The organism is Streptomyces sp. NTH33 (genome assembly GCF_003236365.1).
GTDB lineage: Bacteria > Actinomycetota > Actinomycetes > Streptomycetales > Streptomycetaceae > Streptomyces.
Map to the genome: position 1 here is coordinate 1 of NZ_POTZ01000078.1, position 21,000 is coordinate 21,000.

General features: G+C 70.3%; 20 protein-coding genes. 2 read left to right on the top strand and 18 right to left on the bottom strand.

The features are described from left to right. The 12 genes from C1I97_RS10710 to C1I97_RS10765 form a co-directional block, all read right to left on the bottom strand. Window positions 1-1,183 (bottom strand): ATP-binding protein (locus C1I97_RS10710; protein ID WP_111003009.1); only part of this gene is annotated, 1,183 nt, incomplete at its 3' end. Between the two features lie 395 nt (window positions 1,184-1,578). After that, window positions 1,579-4,434: a DEAD/DEAH box helicase gene (locus C1I97_RS10715; RefSeq protein ID WP_111002993.1), complete on the bottom strand. Its 2,856-nt coding sequence runs from the start codon at window positions 4,432-4,434 to the stop codon at window positions 1,579-1,581. An 83-nt stretch (window positions 4,435-4,517) separates the two neighbouring features. Beyond that, a complete protein-coding gene (tatC, locus tag C1I97_RS10720) occupies window positions 4,518-5,462 on the bottom strand; it encodes a twin-arginine translocase subunit TatC (protein ID WP_111002994.1) in 945 nt (314 codons plus the stop codon). Between the two features lie 47 nt (window positions 5,463-5,509). Beyond that, a complete protein-coding gene (tatA, locus tag C1I97_RS10725; protein ID WP_111002995.1) occupies window positions 5,510-5,794 on the bottom strand; it encodes a Sec-independent protein translocase subunit TatA in 285 nt (94 codons plus the stop codon). 236 nt (window positions 5,795-6,030) lie between these two features. Beyond that, complete coding sequence (locus C1I97_RS10730) at window positions 6,031-6,225, bottom strand: hypothetical protein (protein WP_111002996.1); 195 nt, start codon at window positions 6,223-6,225, stop codon at window positions 6,031-6,033. A gap of 10 nt (window positions 6,226-6,235) precedes the next feature. After that, window positions 6,236-6,529: a hypothetical protein gene (locus tag C1I97_RS10735; RefSeq protein WP_111002997.1), complete on the bottom strand. Its 294-nt coding sequence runs from the start codon at window positions 6,527-6,529 to the stop codon at window positions 6,236-6,238. Next, on the bottom strand, window positions 6,526-7,617 hold the full coding sequence (locus C1I97_RS10740) for a helix-turn-helix transcriptional regulator (protein ID WP_111002998.1): 1,092 nt from the start codon (window positions 7,615-7,617) through the stop codon (window positions 6,526-6,528). The genes C1I97_RS10735 and C1I97_RS10740 overlap by 4 nt, the downstream gene beginning before the upstream one ends. Before the next feature lie 18 nt (window positions 7,618-7,635). Next, complete coding sequence (locus C1I97_RS10745; RefSeq protein ID WP_111002999.1) at window positions 7,636-8,613, bottom strand: helix-turn-helix transcriptional regulator; 978 nt, start codon at window positions 8,611-8,613, stop codon at window positions 7,636-7,638. 135 nt (window positions 8,614-8,748) lie between these two features. Continuing rightward, window positions 8,749-9,120 (bottom strand): FKBP-type peptidyl-prolyl cis-trans isomerase, encoded by a 372-nt coding sequence (locus tag C1I97_RS10750; RefSeq protein WP_111003000.1) that lies wholly within the window; start codon window positions 9,118-9,120, stop codon window positions 8,749-8,751. Window positions 9,121-9,227: 107 nt separating this feature from the next. After that, window positions 9,228-10,229, bottom strand: coding sequence for an FKBP-type peptidyl-prolyl cis-trans isomerase (locus C1I97_RS10755; protein ID WP_111003001.1), 1,002 nt, complete (start codon window positions 10,227-10,229; stop codon window positions 9,228-9,230). A 168-nt stretch (window positions 10,230-10,397) separates the two neighbouring features. After that, window positions 10,398-11,759, bottom strand: coding sequence for a Pup--protein ligase (gene pafA / locus C1I97_RS10760; protein WP_111003002.1), 1,362 nt, complete (start codon window positions 11,757-11,759; stop codon window positions 10,398-10,400). A gap of 9 nt (window positions 11,760-11,768) precedes the next feature. Further along, window positions 11,769-13,037 carry an MFS transporter gene (locus C1I97_RS10765; RefSeq protein WP_111003003.1) on the bottom strand — a complete coding sequence of 423 codons (1,269 nt, stop codon included), beginning with the start codon at window positions 13,035-13,037 and terminating at the stop codon, window positions 11,769-11,771. A gap of 121 nt (window positions 13,038-13,158) precedes the next feature. Between C1I97_RS10765 and C1I97_RS10770 the strand changes: the two genes are divergently transcribed. After that, window positions 13,159-14,175, top strand: coding sequence for a LacI family DNA-binding transcriptional regulator (locus C1I97_RS10770; protein ID WP_111003004.1), 1,017 nt, complete (start codon window positions 13,159-13,161; stop codon window positions 14,173-14,175). Between the two features lie 64 nt (window positions 14,176-14,239). On the opposite strand, the gene prcA is transcribed toward C1I97_RS10770, so the two are convergent. From prcA to arc, 5 genes are all read right to left on the bottom strand, one after another. Then, window positions 14,240-15,001, bottom strand: coding sequence for a proteasome subunit alpha (gene prcA / locus C1I97_RS10775; protein WP_111003005.1), 762 nt, complete (start codon window positions 14,999-15,001; stop codon window positions 14,240-14,242). A 61-nt stretch (window positions 15,002-15,062) separates the two neighbouring features. Then, complete coding sequence (prcB, locus tag C1I97_RS10780; RefSeq protein ID WP_111003006.1) at window positions 15,063-15,908, bottom strand: proteasome subunit beta; 846 nt, start codon at window positions 15,906-15,908, stop codon at window positions 15,063-15,065. Window positions 15,909-16,059: 151 nt separating this feature from the next. Continuing rightward, window positions 16,060-16,278 (bottom strand): ubiquitin-like protein Pup, encoded by a 219-nt coding sequence (locus C1I97_RS10785; RefSeq protein ID WP_073947491.1) that lies wholly within the window; start codon window positions 16,276-16,278, stop codon window positions 16,060-16,062. Window positions 16,279-16,479: 201 nt separating this feature from the next. Beyond that, entirely contained in the window at window positions 16,480-17,991 is a 1,512-nt protein-coding gene (dop, locus tag C1I97_RS10790) for a depupylase/deamidase Dop (protein ID WP_369008354.1), read from the bottom strand. Window positions 17,992-18,226: 235 nt separating this feature from the next. After that, complete coding sequence (gene arc, locus C1I97_RS10795) at window positions 18,227-19,993, bottom strand: proteasome ATPase (RefSeq protein ID WP_111003008.1); 1,767 nt, start codon at window positions 19,991-19,993, stop codon at window positions 18,227-18,229. 243 nt (window positions 19,994-20,236) lie between these two features. Here arc and C1I97_RS10805 point away from each other — a divergent pair, with 243 nt between their 5' ends. After that, window positions 20,237-20,542, top strand: coding sequence for a ferredoxin (locus C1I97_RS10805; RefSeq protein WP_111003010.1), 306 nt, complete (start codon window positions 20,237-20,239; stop codon window positions 20,540-20,542). Between the two features lie 57 nt (window positions 20,543-20,599). Here C1I97_RS10805 and C1I97_RS10810 read toward each other — a convergent pair. Beyond that, window positions 20,600-21,000 (bottom strand): hypothetical protein (locus tag C1I97_RS10810; protein ID WP_111003011.1); only part of this gene is annotated, 401 nt, incomplete at its 5' end.

The following is a 21,000-nucleotide window of genomic DNA, read 5'->3' on the forward strand; positions in this document are numbered from 1 at the left end:
GGATGGAGGTGGCGCCGATGCCGTGGGCCAGTCCGGGGGCGGGGTCGGTGGTCATCATGTCGCTCGGCACGACGAGGACGGCACGGACTCCTCCGTACGCCGAGGCCCGCAGCGAGACCTGCATGTTGTACGCCGAGCACAGGCGTCCCACGACCGCGAGGCCCAGGCGTGGGGTGTCGCCGAGCTCCTGCGGGTCGACACCGGCCTTGGCCGCGTCGAGCAGCCTCTCGATACGGGTGCGGGCCTCCTCGCTGAGGCTGACGCCGCCGTCCTCGATCTCGATGGCGACGCCGGTCTGCACCTCCACGGCGGTGACGTGCACCTTGGTCTGCGGCGGGGAGTAGCGGGTGGCGTTGTCGAGGAGTTCGGCCGCGGCGTGGATGACGGGCTCGACGTCGGTGCCCTTGATGTTGACCTTGGCGATGGAGTGCAGCTCGATGCGCCGGTACTCCAGGATCCGGGACATGGCGCCGCGCAGCACGCTGTAGAGGGTGACGGGGTTCGGCCACTGGCGGCCGGGGCGGCCGCCGCCGATGACGGAGATGGAGTCGGCCAGGCGGCCGATCAGCGCGGTGCCGTGGTCGATGCGCAGCAGGTCGTCGAAGACCTCGGGGCTGCGGCCGTGGTCCTCCTCCATCTCCCTCAGCTCCCTGGCCTGCTGGTGCACGATCGCCTGGACGCGCCGGGCGATGCTGACCAGGGAGCGCTGCGTGGAGTCACGCATGGTCTCCTCGTCGTCCACGATCTTGAGGATCATGCGGACGACCTCGCGCTGCGACTCGGGGATCCGGCGCCATTCGGGGTTGCCGTCGATGAGGTCGCGCATCACCTCGCGGGGGGTGTTGTTGCAGCGCAGGTGGTGGACGGCGGCGGGGATGATGTCCGTTCCGAGGCGGACGATCTCCTGGTCGTGGGCGGCCAGGCGCCGCTCCAGATACGCGGTGTGCCGTGTGTGCTCCGCCCGCTGGTCCTGGATGGTGCGGCCGCGGCGCACCGCTTCGGCGCCCGTGGCGAGGACCAGGAGGGTGGCGACGGCGCCGCAGCAGGCGACGGCGAGGCGGGCCGGGTCGGTCACCAGGGCGACGGCGGCTCCGGTGGCCGCCGCCATGACTATGGCCGGCAGCAACAGCACGCGCGTGTAGGGAAGTTCACGGCCGCCGGGGGGTGATTGAACACTCACCATGTAAGCCCTCTGAGACGAATCGGCTGGGGTTCGGGGCAGCTTCCAGTGGGGTACGTCATGGAACTGTCGGGATCTTCGGCATGTCTGCGGATGCTCGGGAACAAGCGCACGAACGCACCTCGACTCGGTGCGCCGCGGGCGAGCCTAGTCCGACCGGATCATCGCCGTGTCATATCGGGCGACTGCCTGAAACGGGGCACGGGACAGGAGTACGCTGGGGTCTTTTGCACACTCGGCTCACGTTCGAACACAGAGTGTCACGGGGTACGGGGATACGAGACCGGCTCGCCGTGACGGGGGAGGAAACACGTCAGGGCAGGGGCGGTCCGTCACCGGACCCGGGCCCCTGCCCTGAGATCGACGCGATCGGCGTGACCGGCCGACCGACGATGTGATCAGCCGACCGACGAGTAGGCCACGACTCCCCGCAGCAGCCCGTCCACCGCCTTGCGCGCGTTCCTGGCCACCGTCGAGCCCTCCGCGGATGGTGCCGCCGCCGAGATCTGGCCCAGCACGTCGATGACCTGCTTGCACCAGCGCACGAAGTCACCCGCCGGCATGTCCGCCTCGCGCAGCACCTCGTCCAGCCCCTTGCCGGACGCCCACATGTAGGCGGCCCAGGCGAAGCCGAGGTCGGGCTCGCGCTGGCCCACGCCCTCGGTCTGGTTGATGCGGAACTCCTCCTCCAGGGCGTCCAGGCGGCCCCAGATCCGCACCATCTCGCCGAGCGCGGCCTTCGCCCTGCCCGAGGGCAGCTTGGGGGCCACGGCGTCGTCGCCGACCCGGGCCTCGTAGACCAACGCCGAGACACAGGCGGCCAGTTCGGCCGGGTCCAGGCCCTCCCAGACGCGCTCGCGCAGGCATTCGCTGGCGAGCAGGTCGAGTTCGCCGTAGAGCCGGGCGAGCCGCTTGCCGTGCTCGGTCACCTCGTTGCCCCGCAGGTAGTCGAGCTCGGTGAGCAGCGCCACGATGCGGTCGAAGGTACGCGCGATGGTGTTCGTACGGCCCTCGATACGGTGCTCCAGCTGCCTGGTGTCGCGCAGCAGCCGGTGGTAGCGCTCGGCCCAACGGGCATGGTCCTCGCGGTCGTCGCACCCGTGGCAGGGATGGGCGCGCAGCGCGGTGCGCAGCCGGGCGATCTCGCGGTCGTCGGCCGCCTGGGAGCGCTGCTTGCGGTGCCGCTCCGGCGGGATGTGCCCGGCCTTGGTGCGCAGCGCGGAGGCGAGGTCCCTGCGGGACTGCGGGGAGCGGGGGTTGAAGGACTTCGGGATCCGCATCCGCTCCAACGGCTCCACGGGCACCGGGAAGTCGATGGACGCCAGCCGCTTGACCTGCCGCTCGGCGGTCAGGACGAGCGGGCGCGGTCCGTCGTGGTACTCGAAGCCGCGGTGGCCGTTGGAACGCCCCGCCGGCAGGCCCGGGTCCAGCACCAGCGCCAGGCCGGCGTACTTGCCGGTGGGCACGTGGATGACGTCGCCCGGCTTGAGTTTCTCCAGGGACACGGCGGCCTCGGCACGCCGGTGGGCCGCGCCCTGCCGGGCCAGCTCGGTCTCGCGGTCCTTCAGTTCGCGGCGCAGCCGCGCGTACTCCGAGAAGTCGCCGAGGTGGCAGGTCATCGAGGCCTTGTAGCCCTCCAGGCCCTCCTCGTTGCGCTGCACCTGCCGGGAGATCCCGACCACCGACTTGTCGGCCTGGAACTGCGCGAAGGAGGTCTCGAGCAGCTCGCGGGAGCGGTGCCGGCCGAACTGCTCGACCAGGTTGACCGCCATGTTGTACGAGGGCTTGAAGCTGGAGCGCAGCGGATAGGTGCGGGTGCCGGCCAGGCCCGCCAGGTGCTCGGGGTTCATCCCCCGCTGCCACAGCACCACCGCGTGGCCCTCGACATCGATGCCGCGGCGGCCGGCACGGCCGGTCAGCTGGGTGTACTCGCCGGGGGTGATGTCGGCGTGCTGCTCGCCGTTCCACTTCACGAGCTTTTCCAGCACCACCGAGCGGGCGGGCATGTTGATGCCCAGAGCCAGGGTCTCGGTGGCGAAGACCGCCTTGACCAGGCCGCGCACGAACAGCTCCTCGACGACCTCCTTGAAGGTCGGCAGCATGCCCGCGTGGTGGGCGGCGATACCGCGCTCCAGGCCCTCCAGCCACTCGTAGTAGCCGAGGACGTGCAGGTCCTCCGGCGGGATGGCGGCGGTGCGCTCCTCCACCAGGGCGCGGACCTCCTCCCGGGCCTGCTCGTCGTTGAGCCTGAGGCCCGCGTACAGGCACTGCTGGACGGCGGCCTCGCAGGCGGCGCGGCTGAAGATGAAGGTGATGGCCGGGAGCAGGCCCTCGGCGTCCAGCCGTTCGATGACCTCGGGGCGGCTAGGGATCCAGATGCGGGAGCGCTGTCTGCGCTCGCGCTCGCGGTCGGCCTCGCGCATGTTCCGGCCGCGCCGGCGGTCCTGGAACGCGGGACGGCTGGCCTCCAGACGGGCCATGCGCGTCAGGTCGGGGTTGACGGCCTTCTTGCGGCCCTCGCCCTCCTCGAACAGGTCGTACATCCGGCGTCCGGCCAGCACGTGCTGGAACAGGGGGACGGGCCGGTGCTCGGAGACGATCACCTGGGTGTCGCCGCGGACGGTGTCCAGCCAGTCGCCGAACTCCTCGGCGTTGGACACGGTCGCCGACAGCGACACCAGGGTCACCGACTCGGGCAGATGGATGATCACTTCCTCCCAGACGGCGCCGCGGAAGCGGTCGGAGAGGTAGTGCACCTCGTCCATGACCACGTAGCCGAGGCCGAGGAGGGTCTGGGAGCCGGCGTACAGCATGTTCCGCAGCACCTCGGTGGTCATCACGACCACCGGGGCGTCGGGGTTGAGGCTGTTGTCGCCGGTGAGCAGGCCGACCATGCCGCTGCCGTAGCGGCGGCACAGGTCGGAGTACTTCTGGTTGGACAGCGCCTTGATGGGTGTCGTGTAGAAGCACTTCCTGCCCTGCTGGAGGGCGAGGTGGACGGCGAACTCGCCCACGATCGTCTTGCCGGAGCCGGTGGGCGCGGCGACCAGCACGCCCTTGCCCGCCTCGAGCGCCCGGCAGGCCTCGATCTGGAACGGGTCGAGGCCGAAGTCGTACATCTCGCGGAAGCCCGCGAGCGCGGTGGCCTGCTCGGCAGCTCGCCTGCGCGCTGCCGCGTACCGCTCGGCCGGTGAGAGGTCCTGAGTCATCGTGCTTTCGAGCCTACCGGGCCGCACCGACAACGTGACGATCATTATCCCGATCGGCCCACCGACGGCTCCAGGCCGGCCGCCCGCACCGCGGGCGGCCGGCCTGGAGCCGTCGGTGGGACCGGTGGTCAGGTCGCGTCGTCGTACCCGTTGACCCGCTCCGTGCCGGTCTGCTCGGGCAGGGCGCGGCGGGAGGTGACGGGCTCGACCTCGCCGATGTCCTCGGGGGTGAGGTCCAGCTCGGAGGCCTCGTCGTCGGCGGGGCCCTCGGCCTCCCGCAGGCGCTTGCGCCTGTCGTTCATCAGGGCGAAGCCGGTGGCCATGAAGTACAGCAGGACGATCGGGGCCGCCAGCGACAGCATCGAGATCGGGTCGACCGTGGGCGTGGCGAACGCCGCGAAGATGGTGACGCCCAGGATCATGCCCCGCCACCAGCCGAGCATCCGGCGCCCGGTGACCATGCCGGTGAGGTTCAGCATCACCAGCAGCAGCGGCAGCTCGAAGGAGAGGCCGAAGACGATCACCATGCGGGTGACGAGGTTCAGCAGGTCGTCCAGCGGCAGCAGGTTGACCGCGCCGACGGGGGTGAAGTCGATCAGGACGCTGGCCGCCGCGGGCAGCACGTGGTAGGAGAAGTACGCGCCGGCCAGGAACAGGGGGAAGCCCGCCGCGACGAACGCCATCGAGTAGCGCTTCTCGTGCTTGTGCAGGCCGGGCGCGACGAAGGCCCAGAGCTGGTAGAGCCAGACGGGGCTGGCGATGACGACACCGGCGGTCAGCGCCACCTTGATCATCAGCGTGAAGGGGCCCAGGAGGCCCTCGACGGTGATGTTGCCGCAGGCGCCCTCCTTATGCTGGGCCAGCTCCGTGAACGACTTGGTGCATCCCACCGAGCGCTGGATGGGCTCGGTGAGGAGATCGATGATGTCCCGGTAGAAGAAGGCGGCCACGACCGCACCGATCACAATGGCCAGGACGGCCTTCGCGAGCCGGTTGCGGAGCTCACGAAGGTGTTCCGCGAGGGGCATCCGCCCCTCGGGGTCCTTCTCCCTCTTGCGGGCAGGCTTGGGCAACCCACGTCCTCATCTCGTGCGGCAGGCCGGAGCGGTCCGGCCGTGCGTCAGCGCTTGGTGGTGTCCGTCGGCTCGCTGACCGGGCGCGAGCTGGTGACGTCGCCGGGGGCGGCCTGGATGGTGCGCGGGGCGGAGGAGGACTGCTCCTGGTTGGCGGGCGCCTGGGCGGAGGAGTTGCCGCCGTCCTCCTTCATCGCCTTGGCCTCGCTCTTGAGGATGCGGGCGGACTTGCCGAGCGAGCGCGCCATGTCCGGAAGCTTCTTCGCGCCGAACAGCAGGACGATGACGACGAGGATGAGAATGATCTCGGGGGCTCCGAGCCTTCCGAACATAAGTCTTTACCTTCTCACCGAGGCGGCTGGGTGGGTGCTGTCCGACCGGCCGGACGCAGGTCCGGCCCATCGCTCTGCCAGCGATCGTAACGCTCAGGGGTGAACATGGGGCAATCCCTGTGCGTACGCCCGTCCACGGCCCGGGCCTCGTTCTCCGGTCCGCGACCAGCAGCGTACCTGCCGGAAGCGGCGGCACGACAGGGCGAAGCGGCCCGGGGCGCACGCTGCGCGGAGGCTCACAGCGCGTCCACGGACCGGGTGGCGCTCATGGTCGCCCGCTCCAGGTCCTCGGCCGCCCTGTTGATACGGCGCGCCGACTCCGTGACCTGCCGGCCGAGGCGCTGCGCCTCCACGAAGACCCGGACGGCGAGCACCCCGAGCACGACGAGACCCACGAAACCCGCCGCTACCGCGAACATCGGCCAGAACATGACGCCGAGCTTAGAGGGTGGAGTGCAGGCGCAGGGTGCTGACCCCGCCGCCGGTGAGCAGCTCGACGATCCGCTCGCCGGCCGGCTTGCGGACCGCGGCGCCGCAGTCGGGGCAGGTGAAGGAGTAGAAGGTGGTGCGGCTGCTGGCGCCGATGGCCAGGCGCAGCGCGCTCGCGGCGAGCTCGAACCGGCCCCGGCAGTCCGGGCAGCCCGCCCGGAACACCACCGGAGCCACGCTCCGCATCCCGGCGAACGCCGCCGCCACCGACATCCCCCGCACCCCAGCCGTCGCCGACTCGCTCAAATCCCCTGCTCCTGCCTGTCGTACCGCCCGTCGTGACCCGCGTGTGCACCCCGGGCGTCCGGCACCGCGTGGTGCCCGGTGTTTCCGGGGGTCCCGCTTCCGCCGTGCGCCGTCTCGTACGCCGCCAGGGCCTTGCGAGCCGCCTGCCTGGCGCTGGCGGCCAGTTCGCGGGGGGCGACGATGCGGCCGTCGCCGCCCAGACGGAGCGCCAGGCGCCTGAGGGAGGCCGGATCGGGGGTGCGCAGAGTGATACGCAGGCCGCCGTCGGGGAGTTCATCGGCGCTGTCGTGCGGGTAGTACTCGGCGACCCAGCGGCCGCCCGGGCCGACCTCGACGACGACCTCCGGGTCCTCCGCGGCCGGCTGCACCAGTGCCTGGGACAGGTCGCGCAGCTCCATCTCGGGCGGCGCGGACGGCTCGTCGAGGATCTTGATCTCGGCGACCCGGTCGAGCCGGAAGGTGCGGCGCGCCTCGGAGCGGCGGCACCAGGCTTCCACGTAGGTGTGCCCGACGCTGACCAGGCGGATGGGGTCGATCTCGCGCTCGGTGACCTCGTCACGGGCCGGCGAGTAGTAGCGGATCCACAGCCGGCGGCGCTCGGAGATCGCCCGGTCGACGTCGGCGAAGACGCCGCCCTCGGACTCGAAGGTCACCGACAGGCGTGAGCTGGCCCCGGCGGCCTCGCCGGCCGCGGCCTCCACCTTGGCCGTCGCCCGCAGCAGCGCCTGCCGGTCGCTCTCGCGCAGGCCCGGCAGGGTGGCCACCGCGCGGGCGGCGACCAGCAGCGCGGTCGCCTCGTCGGCGGCCAGCCGCAGCGGCTCGGCCGCCTCCGCACCGAGCGCGGCCGGGTTGTGCCACCAGATGCGCTCGCCGTCGGTGTCGATGTCCAGGAGGTCTCCGCCACGGAAGCTGGTGCCGCACATGGGCAGCACGTCGAGGTCGGAGACCAGCTCGTCCTCGGTGATGCCGAAGGCGCGCGCCACGTCCTCGATCCGGGCGCCGGGGCGCTCCCTGAGGTACGTCACCAGGGAGAGCATCCGCCGGGTCTGGTCGATGGCGTTCGTGGGCCTGACCGGTTTGCCTGCCACAGTCTCGCTCGCTCCCCCTCAGCCCTTGGCCACGGCACGCAGCCGGTCCACCACGTCCGACCGCAGCTCGTCCGGTTCCAGCACGACCACGTCCGGTCCGAACTCCACCAGCCAGGCGTCCAGCCCGTGCCCGTACGGGATGTCCAACTCGTCCCAGCCGTCGCCGAGTTCCCGTACGGCGGTGGCTTTCGCCCGAAGGGGGTACCCCGCGCCCGCGCGCAGCCGGATCCGCGCGGAGCGGTCGGCGATCTCGCCCGCCCAGCTCGCCACGGTCTCGCGCACGGTGACGACGTCGGGGACCGGGGCGGTGAAGCCGGTGCCGCGGGAGCGGACCCTGCCGGTGATCCTGGACAGCCGGAAGACCCGCTCGGCGCCCCGGTCGCGGTCGAAGCCGGCCAGGTACCAGTGGCCGCGCCAGCACTCCAGCGCCCACGGTTCGACATGCCGGGTCTCGGGGCGGGCGGCGGTGGCCTTGCGGTAGTCGAAGACGACCGGGCGGCGGTCGCGGCAGGCCAGCATCAGCGGCTCGAAGGCGGCCTCGTGCACCGGGATGCGCGGCTCCAGGGCGCCGTGGGCCTCGTACGGGTCGACGTCCTCGGGCAGCCCGGCCGCGCGCAGCTTCTGCAGGGCGCCGCTGGCCGCTCCGGCCAGGCGGGCCTGCTGCCAGACCTTGGCGGCCAGCCCCAGGGCGGCGGCCTCCTCGGCGTCCAGGGTGATCGGCGGCAGTCGGTTGCTGTCCCGGCGGGCCAGATAGCCGACCTCGCCGTCCAGGCTCTCGACGGTCTCGATGACCAGCCCGAGCTCGCGCAGGTCGTCCTTGTCCCGCTCGAACATGCGGTTGAAGGAGTCGTCGCTTCCGGCCCCGCCCCCATCCCGGCCAGAGGCCTCGACGTATGCCTCGATGGATGCGCGCAGCTCACGCTTGCTGAGCGGCCGCCGGGTCCCGAGCAGACACAGCGCCAGGTTCATCAGCCGCTCGGCCTTGGCAATGGCCATCGACGCCCTTCACCTTCCCTATGGTCCTTAGACCGACGACCGTACCGCCCCGACGTGTGGTGACAAAAGCCGAGGCCCATGCCCGAACAGGCATGGGCCCCGGATGATCGGATCCGGTCCGGCTCCGGACGGGGATCAGACCCCGAGGAGGTCCACCACGAAGATCAGCGTCTCGCCGGGCTTGATCGCCGGGGTCGGGCTCTGGTTGCCGTAGGCGAGGTGCGCCGGGATGGTCAGCTGGCGGCGTCCGCCGACCTTCATGCCCTGCACACCCTGGTCCCAGCCCTTGATGACACGGCCGGCGCCCAGCGGGAAGCGGAAGGGGGCGCCCCGGTTCCAGCTGGCGTCGAACTCCTCACCGGTGCTGAAGGCGACGCCCACGTAGTGGACGGTGACGGTCTGGCCCGCCTGCGCCTCGGGCCCCTCGCCCACCCAGATGTCCTTGATCTCGAGATCCGCCGGGGGCTCGCCGCCCGGGAAGTCGATCTCGGGCTTCTCGATGCTCACGTCTTACGCTCCTGCTCGTTCACTACAAGGGAACCACGACAACAAAACCCGCACAGTCTTGCATCCCCGCCGGGTGCGCGCCCGCGGCGGGAGACCGTGGCGTGGCGCTACATCGCCGCCAGGATGTCCACCGAGAAGACGAGCGTGGAGTCCTTCTTGATGCCGCTGCCGGGGGGCGGGTTGTCGCCGTAGCCCAGGGCCGGCGGGACGACGACCAGGACCCGGCTGCCGACCTTCTTGCCGGTCAGCCCCTCGGCCCAGCCCTTGACGACCTGCTGCAGGGAGAACGAGGTCAGGGTGTCCCTCTTGTACGTCGAGTCGAACTCCTTGCCGCCGTCCCACAGCACGCCCTTGTACTGGACGAGCACGGTGTTCTCCGCCTTGACCACGGGGCCGTCGCCCTCGATGACGTAGTCGGCCACGAGCTTCTTGGGCGCGGCGGCCTTGGGGACGGTGATGGACGGGGCCGCGCCGTCGGTGTTGGTGCCCACCTTGGGCAGGTCGGCGTTGTTCTGCGGGACCGCCTTGCCCTTGGCCGAGCTCTTGGAGTTGAAGGTGTCCTGCACGTCCACGACGAACACCAGCGTGTCGGTGCCCTTGATGCCCGCCTGCGCGTTGCCCTGCGTGCCGTACCCCCAGGTGGGCGGCACGGACATCTCGATGCGGCTGCCGGCCTTCCTGCCCGCCAGGGCGTAGCGCCAGCCGTCGATGATCGTGCCCTGGGACAGCTGGATGACCAGCGGAGCCTTGCGATCGTAGGAGTTGTCGAAGACCTTCCCCGTGACCCAGATCTGGCCCAGGTAGTGCGCCTGGACGAAGTCGTTCTCCGCGATCGTCCGGCCACTGCCCGCGATCACCGTCTTGACGGCGATGTCCTTCGAGGGTGCGCCACTGCCCTTGGCGACGGTCGGCTTCTCGCCGAACTCCGTACCCGCGGTGATCTCCGGCAGCGGCCCGGAGACGATCTTCGGCGACGGCGCGGAGGACGGGGCCGCGGCGGAGGGTGACGGGCTCTCGCTGGCCTTGCTCGAGCCGGACTCGTCGTTGCCGCAGGCGGCCAGCGTGACAAGTCCCGCGGGTACGGACAGAAGAAGTGAGCGTCGGCGCACGGTGGGGGCCTCGTAATCGGTCGATCTCGTTGATGGGGTGCGCGCAACTCTACGTCGTGAGAAGGGCGCCGTACTCGAAACGTACGGCGCCCGTGTGGCGTTCCGGCCTCTCGTGCGGAACCGGCGCCCAGGGCCTGTCCGGTGGTTCGGGCCCTGGGTCCGCCCGGCTCACATTCCGGCGATCAGCTTCTCCACCCGGTCGTCCACCGAACGGAACGGGTCCTTGCACAACACCGTCCGCTGCGCCTGGTCGTTGAGCTTCAGGTGCACCCAGTCGACGGTGAAGTCCCTGCGCTGCTCCTGCGCCCGCCGGATGAAGTCGCCGCGCAGCCGGGCCCGAGTGGTCTGGGGGGGAACCGACTTGGCCTCGAAGATTTTCAAGTCGTTGCAGATCCGGGTGGCTTGGCCCCTCTTCTCCAGCAGGTAGTACAGGCCACGACGACGGTGGATGTCGTGGTAGGCGAGGTCTATCTGGGCGACCCGCGGATGCGACATGGTCATGTTGTGCTTGGCCCGGTACCGCTCGATGAGCTTGTACTTCATCACCCAGTCGATCTCGGTGCCGATCCGGTCGAGGTCCTCGGCCTCGATCGCCTCCAGCGTGCGGCCCCACAGCTCCAGCACCCGCTCCACCGTGCCGGTGCGGATACCGCGCCGCTCGCAGAAGTCCACCGCCTTCTCGTAGTACTCCCGCTGCACCTCCAGCGCCGAGGCCTCCCGGCCGCTGGCCAGGCGCACCTTGCGGCGGCCCGTGATGTCGTGACTGACCTCGCGGATCGCCCGGATCGGGTTCTCCAGGGTCAGGTCGCGCATCACCGTGCCCGCCTCGATCATGCGCAGCACCAGGTCGGTCGCGCCCACCTTGAGCAGCATCGTCGTCTCGGACATGTTGGAGTCGCCCACGATGACGTGCAGCCGTCGGTAGCGCTCGGCGTCCGCGTGCGGCTCGTCGCGCGTGTTGATGATGGGCCGCGAACGGGTGGTCGCCGAGGAGACGCCCTCCCAGATGTGCTCGGCCCGCTGGCTCACGCAGTACACGGCCCCGCGCGGCGTCTGCAGGACCTTGCCCGCCCCGCAGAGCAACTGCCTGGTGACCAGGAACGGAATGAGGATGTCCGCGAGCCGGGAGAACTCCCCGTGCCGCGCCACCAGATAGTTCTCGTGGCAACCGTAGGAGTTGCCCGCCGAGTCGGTGTTGTTCTTGAAGAGGTAGACGTCGCCCGCGATTCCCTCCTCGTGCAGGCGTCGCTCCGCGTCCACCAGGAGTCCTTCGAGAATGCGCTCGCCGGCCTTGTCGTGGGTGACCAGTTCGATCACATTGTCACATTCGGGTGTCGCGTATTCCGGATGTGACCCCACGTCGAGATAGAGCCGGGCGCCGTTTCGCAGAAAAACATTGCTGCTGCGGCCCCATGACACGACACGGCGGAAAAGGTACCGCGCCACCTCGTCAGGAGACAGGCGCCGCTGTCCCCTAAACGTGCACGTGACGCCGTACTCGTTCTCCAGCCCGAAAATGCGGCGGTCCATGCATGAACCTTACGCCCGATCCTCTGAGCTCAAACGGGGTTCGGCAGCACGATTTGGATCATTTTCCGATGAAGCCGCAACCACCGCCCGCACCACGGGAGCTGAAAGGACCCGCCCGGTGGCCAGCAGCACCAGCAACGACACGGCTCCCGCGGCACCCGGCAGCGCGAAACCCCACAGCGCGCCACCCGCCTGGACCACCGGACCCGCGAGCCCCGTTCCCACCGACGCGCCCACGGTGATCGTCGTCACCAGCCACGAGAACGCCTCCGTCACCGTCCCGGCCGGGGCGTGCCGGTCCACGATGATGAACGCGCAGGCGATGCACGGCGCGAGGAACACCCCGGACAGCACCGCCAGCAGCACCATGGCCACCACGCCCGGCATCAGCGTCAGCGGCAGGTAACACACTGCCAGGAGAGCCACCAGCACCCGCAGTCGCCGCTCGGGCACACCACTCCACTGCCGCGCCCCGTAGACGGCACCGCCCACCAGCGCGCCCAGCCCCAGCGCGGCCATCAGCCAGCCGTAGACCGCGTCACCGCCGTGCTCGTCGGCGTACGGCACCGCCGCCACCGTGATCGAGCCCAGCGCGACCCCCACGAAGAGGAACGCGCCGAGCAGCGCCAGCAGCCCCGGCGAGCGCAGCGCGCCCAGCCAGTGCGCTTCCCGCGGCGCCGAGCGCCACGCGCGCGAGGGCGGCGAGCAGACCACGGACAGCGCGCCCAACAGCCCGAGGACGTTCAGCACCACCAGCGCCGCCTGCGCCGACCACAGCGACACGCACAGGGTCACCAGCAGCGGGCCGGCGGTGAACATGATCTCCTGCGCCACGGCGTCCATGGCGTACGCCGTGTGCACCTGGTCCGGCCGGCGCAGCACGGCGGGCCACAGGGCGCGCAGACCGCCCTCCAGGGGCGGTGCGAAGAGCCCGGCGGCCGCCACGGCCGTACCGGACAGAAGGGGCGGCTCGATGCCGGTCACGGCGAAGGCGGTCATCGCCAGGGCCGCGGCGAGCGCGGCCGGCAGCTGGACGCGGGGCTGCCCGTGCAGGTCCACCAGCCGCCCGAGCACCGGCTGGCCCACGGCGTTGGCCACGCCGTACACCGCCGCCAGCGCCCCCGCCAGGCTGTACGTGCCGCCCTGAGCGCGGACGAACAGCACGATCGCGATCGCCGCGGTGGCGTTGGGCAGCCGCCCCACCAGCGTGCCGGCCAGCAGCCGGACGGCGTGCCGCGCTCTGAGGATCTCCAGGTACCCCGCGAATCCCGCGGTCATCGCTCCGCCCTCCGTCGGCTCGCCCGAGGCGCTGGAGCAACCTCCGGTGTTACGTATAACTTACTCGGTCATACGTACCATGTGCGCTGTTCACCAGTCCAGACGAAGGAGCGGACCCGCGGTGGCACCAAGCAGCACGCGCCCCACCAGCCGTGACGTCGCCCGGGCCGCGGGGGTCTCCCAGGCCGCCGTCTCGCTGGTCCTCGGCGGCAAGTGGCGCGGCCGGGTGGCCGAGGCGACCGCCGAACGGGTACGGCGGGCCGCCGAGGAGCTCGGCTACCGGCCCAACCTCGCCGCCCGCAACCTGCGCCTCGGCCGCACCCGCACCGTGCTCCTCGTCGTCCCGGCCCTGACCACCGAGTTCTTCGCCGGGGTCTACACCGGGGCCGCCCGCGTCGCCGCCGAGCACGGCTTCGGCGTCGTGCTGTACCCCTCCCCCGAGGGCATCGGTCCGGCGAAGAACCCCTTCGCCTCCGCCCAGGCCGCCCTGGACGGCGTGATCGCCTCCTCCATGGCCGCCGACGCCCTCACCTCGATCCGCGGCGACCAGCTGCCGCTGGTCATGCTGGACAGCGACCCCGAGGGCAGCCTGGGCGCCGCGACCGTCAACCTGGATATCGCGGACGGCGTACGCCAGGTCGCCGGCCACCTGCTGGGCCTGGGGCACCGGAGGTTCCTGCACCTCGCGGCGGACGTGGCCTCCTGGACCTTCGAGGTACGGGCCCGGGAGCTCGCGGCGCGCGTGGGCGCCGTGCCCGGCGCCTCGGTGCGCACCGTCCGCGCCCCCCTCTCCATCGAGGACGCCCGGGCCGCCACCGAGGCCGCGCTCGGCGCCCCCGGCCCGCGGCCCACCGCACTGGTGTGCGACGACGACAAACTGGCCGCCGGCGCCTACAAGGGCCTGCGCCGCCTCGGACTGCGCGTTCCCGACGACGTCTCCGTCACCGGCCTGGACGACCTCGCCCTCGCCACCGCCATCGACCCCGAGCTGACCACCGTACGGCTGGACGCGGAGCTCTTCGGCGAACGGGGCATGCACGCCCTCCTCGCCGTCCTGGAGGGCCGCACACCCCAGGGCGGCGACATTCCCGTGGAGCTGGTCGTACGGGGCTCCACGGCACCACCGGGCGCCTCCTGAAACGCCCGGTGCCCCGGCCGTGTCACCGGCCGGGGCACCCGGGAGCGGGGCCGTGGGGGCGGACCTACTTCTCCTCGGAACCCTCGGAGCCCTCCTCCTCGGAGCTCTCCGCCTCCGTCGCGGCACCGCCGGCCTGCAGCAGCCGCTGGAGCTGCCGGCCCACGATCCGCTTGAACTTGCGCTTCTGCGGGCGCGTACGGTCCAGCACGGCCACCTCCAGGCGCTCGGCGGGGATCTCCCGCTCGCTGCCGTTGGTGTCGCGGGACAGGGCCTGCACGGCCAGCTTCAGCGCCTCGGCCAGGGACATGCCGTCCCGGTGGCGCTGGTCCAGGTAGCCGCTGATCTGCTCGGCGTTGCCGCCGACCGCGACCGAGCCGTGCTCGTCCACGATCGACCCGTCGTGCGGCAGCCGGTAGATCTGGTCGCCCTCCGGGGTCTCCCCCACCTCGGCGACCACCAGCTCCACCTCGTACGGCTTCTCCGCGGCGCTGGAGAAGATCGTGCCCAGCGTCTGCGCGTAGACGTTCGCCAGGCCCCGGGCGGTCACGTCGCCCCGGTCGTAGGTGTAACCGCGCAGGTCGGCGTAGCGGACGCCGCCGATGCGCAGGTTCTCGTACTCGTTGTACTTGCCGGCGGCCGCGAACGCGATCCGGTCGTAGATCTCGCTGAACTTGTGCAGCGCGCGGGACGGATTCTCACCGACGAACACGATTCCGTCGGCGTACTGCAGCACGACCAGGCTGCGGCCCCGGGCGATGCCCTTGCGGGCGTACTCCGCCCGGTCGGCCATGGCCTGCTGAGGTGAGACATAGAACGGCGTCGACACCGGTTATCCGTCCCTTTCTGTCGAAGTCACTGGATCACCCTGAACAAGAACCGGCCGCCGGCTACAGCAGCGCGGCCCGCGGGCCGTCGGGCTGCTCCAGCCGCCGCTGCAGCACCGAGCGGGCGATCCCGGAGGACTCGTCCTCGGTGAGCCGGCGGAAGCCGTCCTCGGTGATCACGGTGACGATCGGATAGATCCGGCGGGCGACATCGGGACCACCGGTCGCCGAGTCGTCGTCTGCCGCGTCGTACAGGGCCTGCACCACCAGCGTGGTGGCGTCGGCCTCGGTCAGGTCCTCGCGGTAGAGCTTCTTCATGGCGCCGCGCGCGAAGATCGAGCCGGAACCGGTGGCGGCGAAGCCGTGCTCCTCGGAACGGCCGCCGGTGACGTCGTAGGAGAAGATCCGGCCCTTCTCCCGGTCCAGGTCGTACCCCGCGAAGAGCGGGACCACGGCCAGGCCCTGCATGGCCATGCCCAGGTTGGAGCGGATCATGGTCGACAGCCGGTTCGCCTTGCCCTCCAGCGACAGCTGCGTCCCCTCCACCTTCTCGAAGTGCTCCAGCTCCAGCTGGAAGAGCTTCACCATCTCCACGGCGAGGCCCGCCGTACCGGCGATGCCCACGGCCGAGTACTCGTCCGCCGGGAACACCTTCTCGATGTCCCGCTGCGCGATGACGTTCCCCATGGTCGCCCGCCGGTCACCGGCCAGCACGACGCCCCCCGGGAAGGTCACCGCCACGATCGTCGTCCCGTGCGGCGCCTCGACCACCCCCTGGGTCGGCGGCAGCTGCCGCCTGCCCGGCAGCAGCTCCGGCTGGTGTTCGGCAAGAAAGTCCATGAACGAGGAGGACCCCGGCGTCAGGAAGGCAGCCGGCAGACGCCCGGTGCTACGAGGGTTGGGTTCCACGCGATTCCTTCCACACAAGACTGGCGGCCCCGCCGGGAGCGGCCGAGCCGATCATCAAATCCGTGCACGGACCATACCCGTGCCGACGCCGGTCATCCGTCCCGGTGCCGACCTGCTCGCCGCAGACCGGCACCGGGACGCATGCCGGGGGCTACTCTCCGCCCTTCTGAACGAACGACCTCACGAAATCCTCCGCGTTGGACTCGAGCACGTCATCGATTTCGTCGAGGACGTCGTCCACGTCGTCGCTCAGCTTCTCGTGGCGTTCCTTGAGGTCTTCCGCGGCCTGTGCGTCCTGGGCCTGCTCCTCGATCTCCTCGGTGGAGCGCGTGGCCTTCTGCTGCCCGCCGCCGGTGTCCTTCGTTGCCATAACCCTCACCCCGCTCAGTTCGCCCGACGTGGTCGGGCATGACGGCCGATCGGTGTTGATCAGACCCTACAAGGCGGGTCTGACATCGGCCCCGCAGTTTCTCCAACGTACGGGGGCCATCTCGATGATTCCCGGACCTCGGGTTTTCCACCCCGGGCGGCCGGCCCACCCGGGTACCCCTTCGTGTTCCTCCGTGTCCGGTCAGCCTCCGGACAGGACCCTGACCAGGTCCTCCGCGGTGCGGCAGCGGTCCAGGAGCTCCTTGACGTGATTACGCGTTCCGCGAAGCGGTTCCAGGGTTGGGACGCGCTGGAGCGAGTCCCGGCCCGGCAGGTCGAAGATGACCGAGTCCCAGGAGGCCGCGGCGACGTCGTCGGCGTACTGCTCCAGGCAGCGTCCGCGGAAGTACGCGCGCGTGTCCTCCGGCGGCTTCGTACGGGCCCGGTCGACCTCGGTCTCGTCCAGGAGCCGCTTCATGCGTCCGCGGGCCACCAGGCGGTTGTACAGGCCCTTCTCGGGGCGTACGTCCGCGTACTGGAGGTCGACGAGGTGGAGGCGGGCGGCGTCCCAGTCGAGGCCGTCGCGGCGCCGGTAGCCCTCCATGAGCTCCCGCTTGGCGACCCAGTCCAGCTCGCCGGCCAGGCTCATGGGGTCGTTCTCCAGGCGGTTGAGGGTGTCCTCCCAGCGGGCCAGGACGTCCTTGGTCTGGTCGTCGGCGTCCGCCCCGAACCGCTCCTCGACGTACTTGCGCGACAGCTCGTAGTACTCCATCTGGAGCTGTACGGCGGTGAGCGTGCGGCCGCTGCGGAGCGTGATCAGGCGCTTGAGCGACGGGTCGTGCGAGACCTGGTGGAGTGTGCGGACGGGCTGTTCGACGGCCAGGTCGACGGCGATGAAGCCGTCCTCGATCATGGACAGGACCAGGGCGGTCGTGCCCAGTTTCAGGTACGTCGAGATCTCGGAGAGGTTCGCGTCGCCGATGATCACGTGCAGGCGGCGGTACTTCTCCGCGTCGGCGTGCGGTTCGTCGCGCGTGTTGATGATCGGCCGTTTGAGTGTGGTCTCCAGGCCGACCTCGACCTCGAAGTAGTCCGCGCGCTGGCTGAGCTGGAAGCCGTGCTCGTGGCCGTCCTGGCCGATGCCGACGCGGCCGGCGCCGGCGACGACCTGCCGGGAGACGAAGAAGGGCGTGAGGTGGCGCACGATGTCGGAGAACGCGGTCTCCCGCTTCATCAGGTAGTTCTCGTGCGTGCCGTAGCTGGCGCCCTTGTTGTCGGTGTTGTTCTTGTAGAGGTGGATCGGCTGGGCGCCGGGCAGCTGGGCGGCCCGTTCGGCGGCCTCGGCCATGATCCTCTCGCCGGCCTTGTCCCACAGGACGGCGTCGCGCGGGTTGGTCACCTCGGGCGCGCTGTACTCGGGGTGGGCGTGGTCGACGTAGAGCCGTGCGCCGTTGGTCAGGATGACGTTGGCCAGGCCGATGTCCTCGTCGGTGAGCTGACTGGCGTCGGCGGCCTCGCGGGCGAGGTCGAAGCCGCGGGCGTCCCGCAGCGGATTCTCCTCCTCGAAGTCCCAGCGGGCCCGGCGGGCCCGGTGCATCGCCGCCGCGTAGGCGTTGACGATCTGGGACGAGGTGAGCATGGCATTGGCGTTGGGGTGGCCGGGGACGGAGATCCCGTACTCCGTCTCGATGCCCATTACTCGCCGTACGGTCATGCGGCCCTCCTTGCCCGGCGGCGCCCTCGGTCGTGGGCGGCGCTCAAGTACCGCTGATGCCCGGGTGCCCGTGCGGTGCCCGTTCCCGCACCGCGCGACCCGGCGGTAGGAAAGAGCCTAGAACGCCTTTGCGCTGGTGGGGAGATCATTTGCCTCATTGCCTGCTCCATGCGGTGGCCCCGGAAAACAGCCGGCTGCGGGTACCCCGTGGAGGGCACCCGCAGCCGCCCTGCTTTTACAGGTACTGACCGGTGTTCGCCACCGTGTCGATGGAGCGTCCGGTGTCCGCGCCCTGCTTTCCGGTGATGAGGGTGCGGATGTAGACGATCCGCTCGCCCTTCTTTCCGGAGATCCGGGCCCAGTCGTCCGGGTTGGTGGTGTTGGGCAGGTCCTCGTTCTCCTTGAACTCGTCCACGCATGCCTGGAGCAGGTGGGAGACGCGCAGGCCCTTCTGGTTCTTCTCTAGGAAGTCCTTGATCGCCATCTTCTTGGCGCGGCCCACGATGTTCTCGATCATGGCGCCGGAGTTGAAGTCCTTGAAGTAGAGGACTTCCTTGTCGCCGTTGGCGTAGGTGACCTCCAGGAAGCGGTTCTCCTCGGTTTCGGCGTACATGTGCTCCACCGCGGTCTGGATCATGGCCTGGACCGTGGCGCCCTTGTCGCCGCCGTGTTCCGCGAGGTCCTCCGCGTGCAGCGGGAGACGCTCGGTGAGGTACTTGCCGAAGATGTCCTGGGCCGCTTCGGCGTCCGGACGCTCGATCTTGATCTTCACATCGAGGCGGCCGGGTCGCAGGATGGCCGGGTCGATCATGTCCTCGCGGTTGGAGGCGCCGATCACGACCACGTTCTGCAGGCCTTCCACACCGTCGATCTCGGCGAGCAGCTGCGGGACGATGGTGTTCTCCACGTCCGAGCTGACACCGGAGCCGCGGGTGCGGAAGAGGGACTCCATCTCGTCGAAGAAGACGATGACGGGGGTGCCCTCACCGGCCTTCTCCCGGGCGCGCTGGAAGACGAGGCGGATCTGCCGCTCGGTCTCGCCGACGTACTTGTTCAGCAGCTCGGGGCCCTTGATGTTGAGGAAGAAGCTCTTGCCGGCGGCCTGGCCGGTCACCTCGGCGACCTTCTTGGCGAGCGAGTTGGCGACGGCCTTGGCGATGAGCGTCTTGCCGCATCCGGGGGGTCCGTAGAGCAGGACACCCTTCGGCGGGCGCAGCTCGTGCTCCTTGAACAGGTCCGGGTAGAGGTACGGCAGCTCCACGGCGTCGCGGATGGCCTCGATCTGGTTGCCGAGGCCGCCGATCTGCTCGTAGCCGATGTCGGGCACCTCTTCGAGGACGAGTTCCTCGACCTCGCTCTTGGGCACGACCTCGTAGACGTAGCCGGAGCGGGGTTCGAGGAGGAGGGCGTCGCCGGCGCGGATGATGACGTCCAGCAGCGGCTCGGCGAGCCGTACCACACGCTCCTCGTCGGTGTGCCCGAGCACCAGGGCGCGCTCGCCGTCCTCGAGGATCTCCTTGAGGGTGACGATCTCGCCGACGCGCTCGAATTCCATGGCCTCGACCACGTTGAGCGCTTCGTTCAGCATCACTTCCTGGCCGCGCCTGAGCTCGTCGAGCTCGACGCCGGGGCTGACGTTCACCCTCAGCTTGCGGCCGCCGGTGAAGATGTCGGCGGTGCCGTCCTCGTTGGCCTGCAGGAAGACTCCGAAGCCGGCCGGCGGCTGGGCGAGCCGGTCGACCTCTTCCTTGAGGGCCACGATCTGGTCGCGGGCCTCACGGAGCGTGTTCGCCAGCCGTTCGTTCTGGGCGGACACGCCGGCCAGGTTGGTCTGCAGCTCGACGATCCGCTCTTCGAGAATCCTCGTGTGTCGCGGAGAGTCGGCGAGCTTGCGTCGCAGGACGGCGATCTCCTGCTCAAGGTAGGCGATCTGCCCGGCCGGGTCCTCGGACCCGCGTCCCGGGCGGATGCCGCGGTTCATGTCGTCGTCGTGGGCTGCCACGGTCCTCACCTCCTCCAAGGGGAGCTGGACGCTTCCAGACCCTACCTGGGTGGGTGTCGATTGAAACCCCTAGATCACAAAGACTGTCGGGATGTGTCCGATCTTCACCCTTGCGCTCTCCCTCACGCCAGGGGAATACCCACCGAACACGATGGGAAAGCAGCCGGAGGTAGGGTCGAGTCGTTCAACACCCGTCGGAGCTGGCCGGATTCCCGTACGGCTCGACGTGATACGGCAGGAGAGATGGGCGTGCAGCAGCGGACCTCGGACGGCGGCGAGGCCCTGGAGGTCTGGATCGACCAGGATTTGTGCACCGGTGACGGCATCTGCGCGCAGTACGCGCCGGAGGTGTTCGAGCTGGACATCGACGGTCTGGCGTACGTGAAGAGCGCGGACGACGAGCTCCTGCAGGACAGCGGGGCGACAACGCCCGTGCCGCTGCCGCTTCTCACGGACGTGGTCGATTCGGCGAGGGAGTGCCCGGGCGAGTGCATCCATGTGCGCCGCGTTTCGGACAAGGTCGAGGTGTACGGACCTGACGCGGAGTGACCGGTTCGGCGCGTGCTGTGATGGCTGTCTGTTTTCTCACAGCTTCGGGGCGTGCGGTCAGACGCTGCGCGCCCCGGCGGACGTGGAGCGGGCGAACGCGCCGTTCCTCCACTGCCACTTCACGCTGTCCTTGAGGTCGGGGCAGCAATTGGGCACGTCGGGCGAGGAGTAGCCGAGCAGGGTGGCGGTGACGGCCCCTTCACGGACGGCGAAGTCCGTGACCGTGTACCGGTCCTTGGTGTCGACGAGGGTGGCGACGACGCGGGGCGCGGTGTCGCCGGCGGCCCGGGTGAGGACGTAGACCGCGTCGGGCGGGGTGCCCATGGAGGCGTCGCAGTGCACGACGGCGACGGTCTCCGGTCTGCCGTCTCCGTCGAGGTCTCCGAAGGCCTGCTTCGCCACCACGGCCTTCACGGGTCCGCAGTCGAGCGGAAACGTCACGCCGGCGGTGCCGGGGG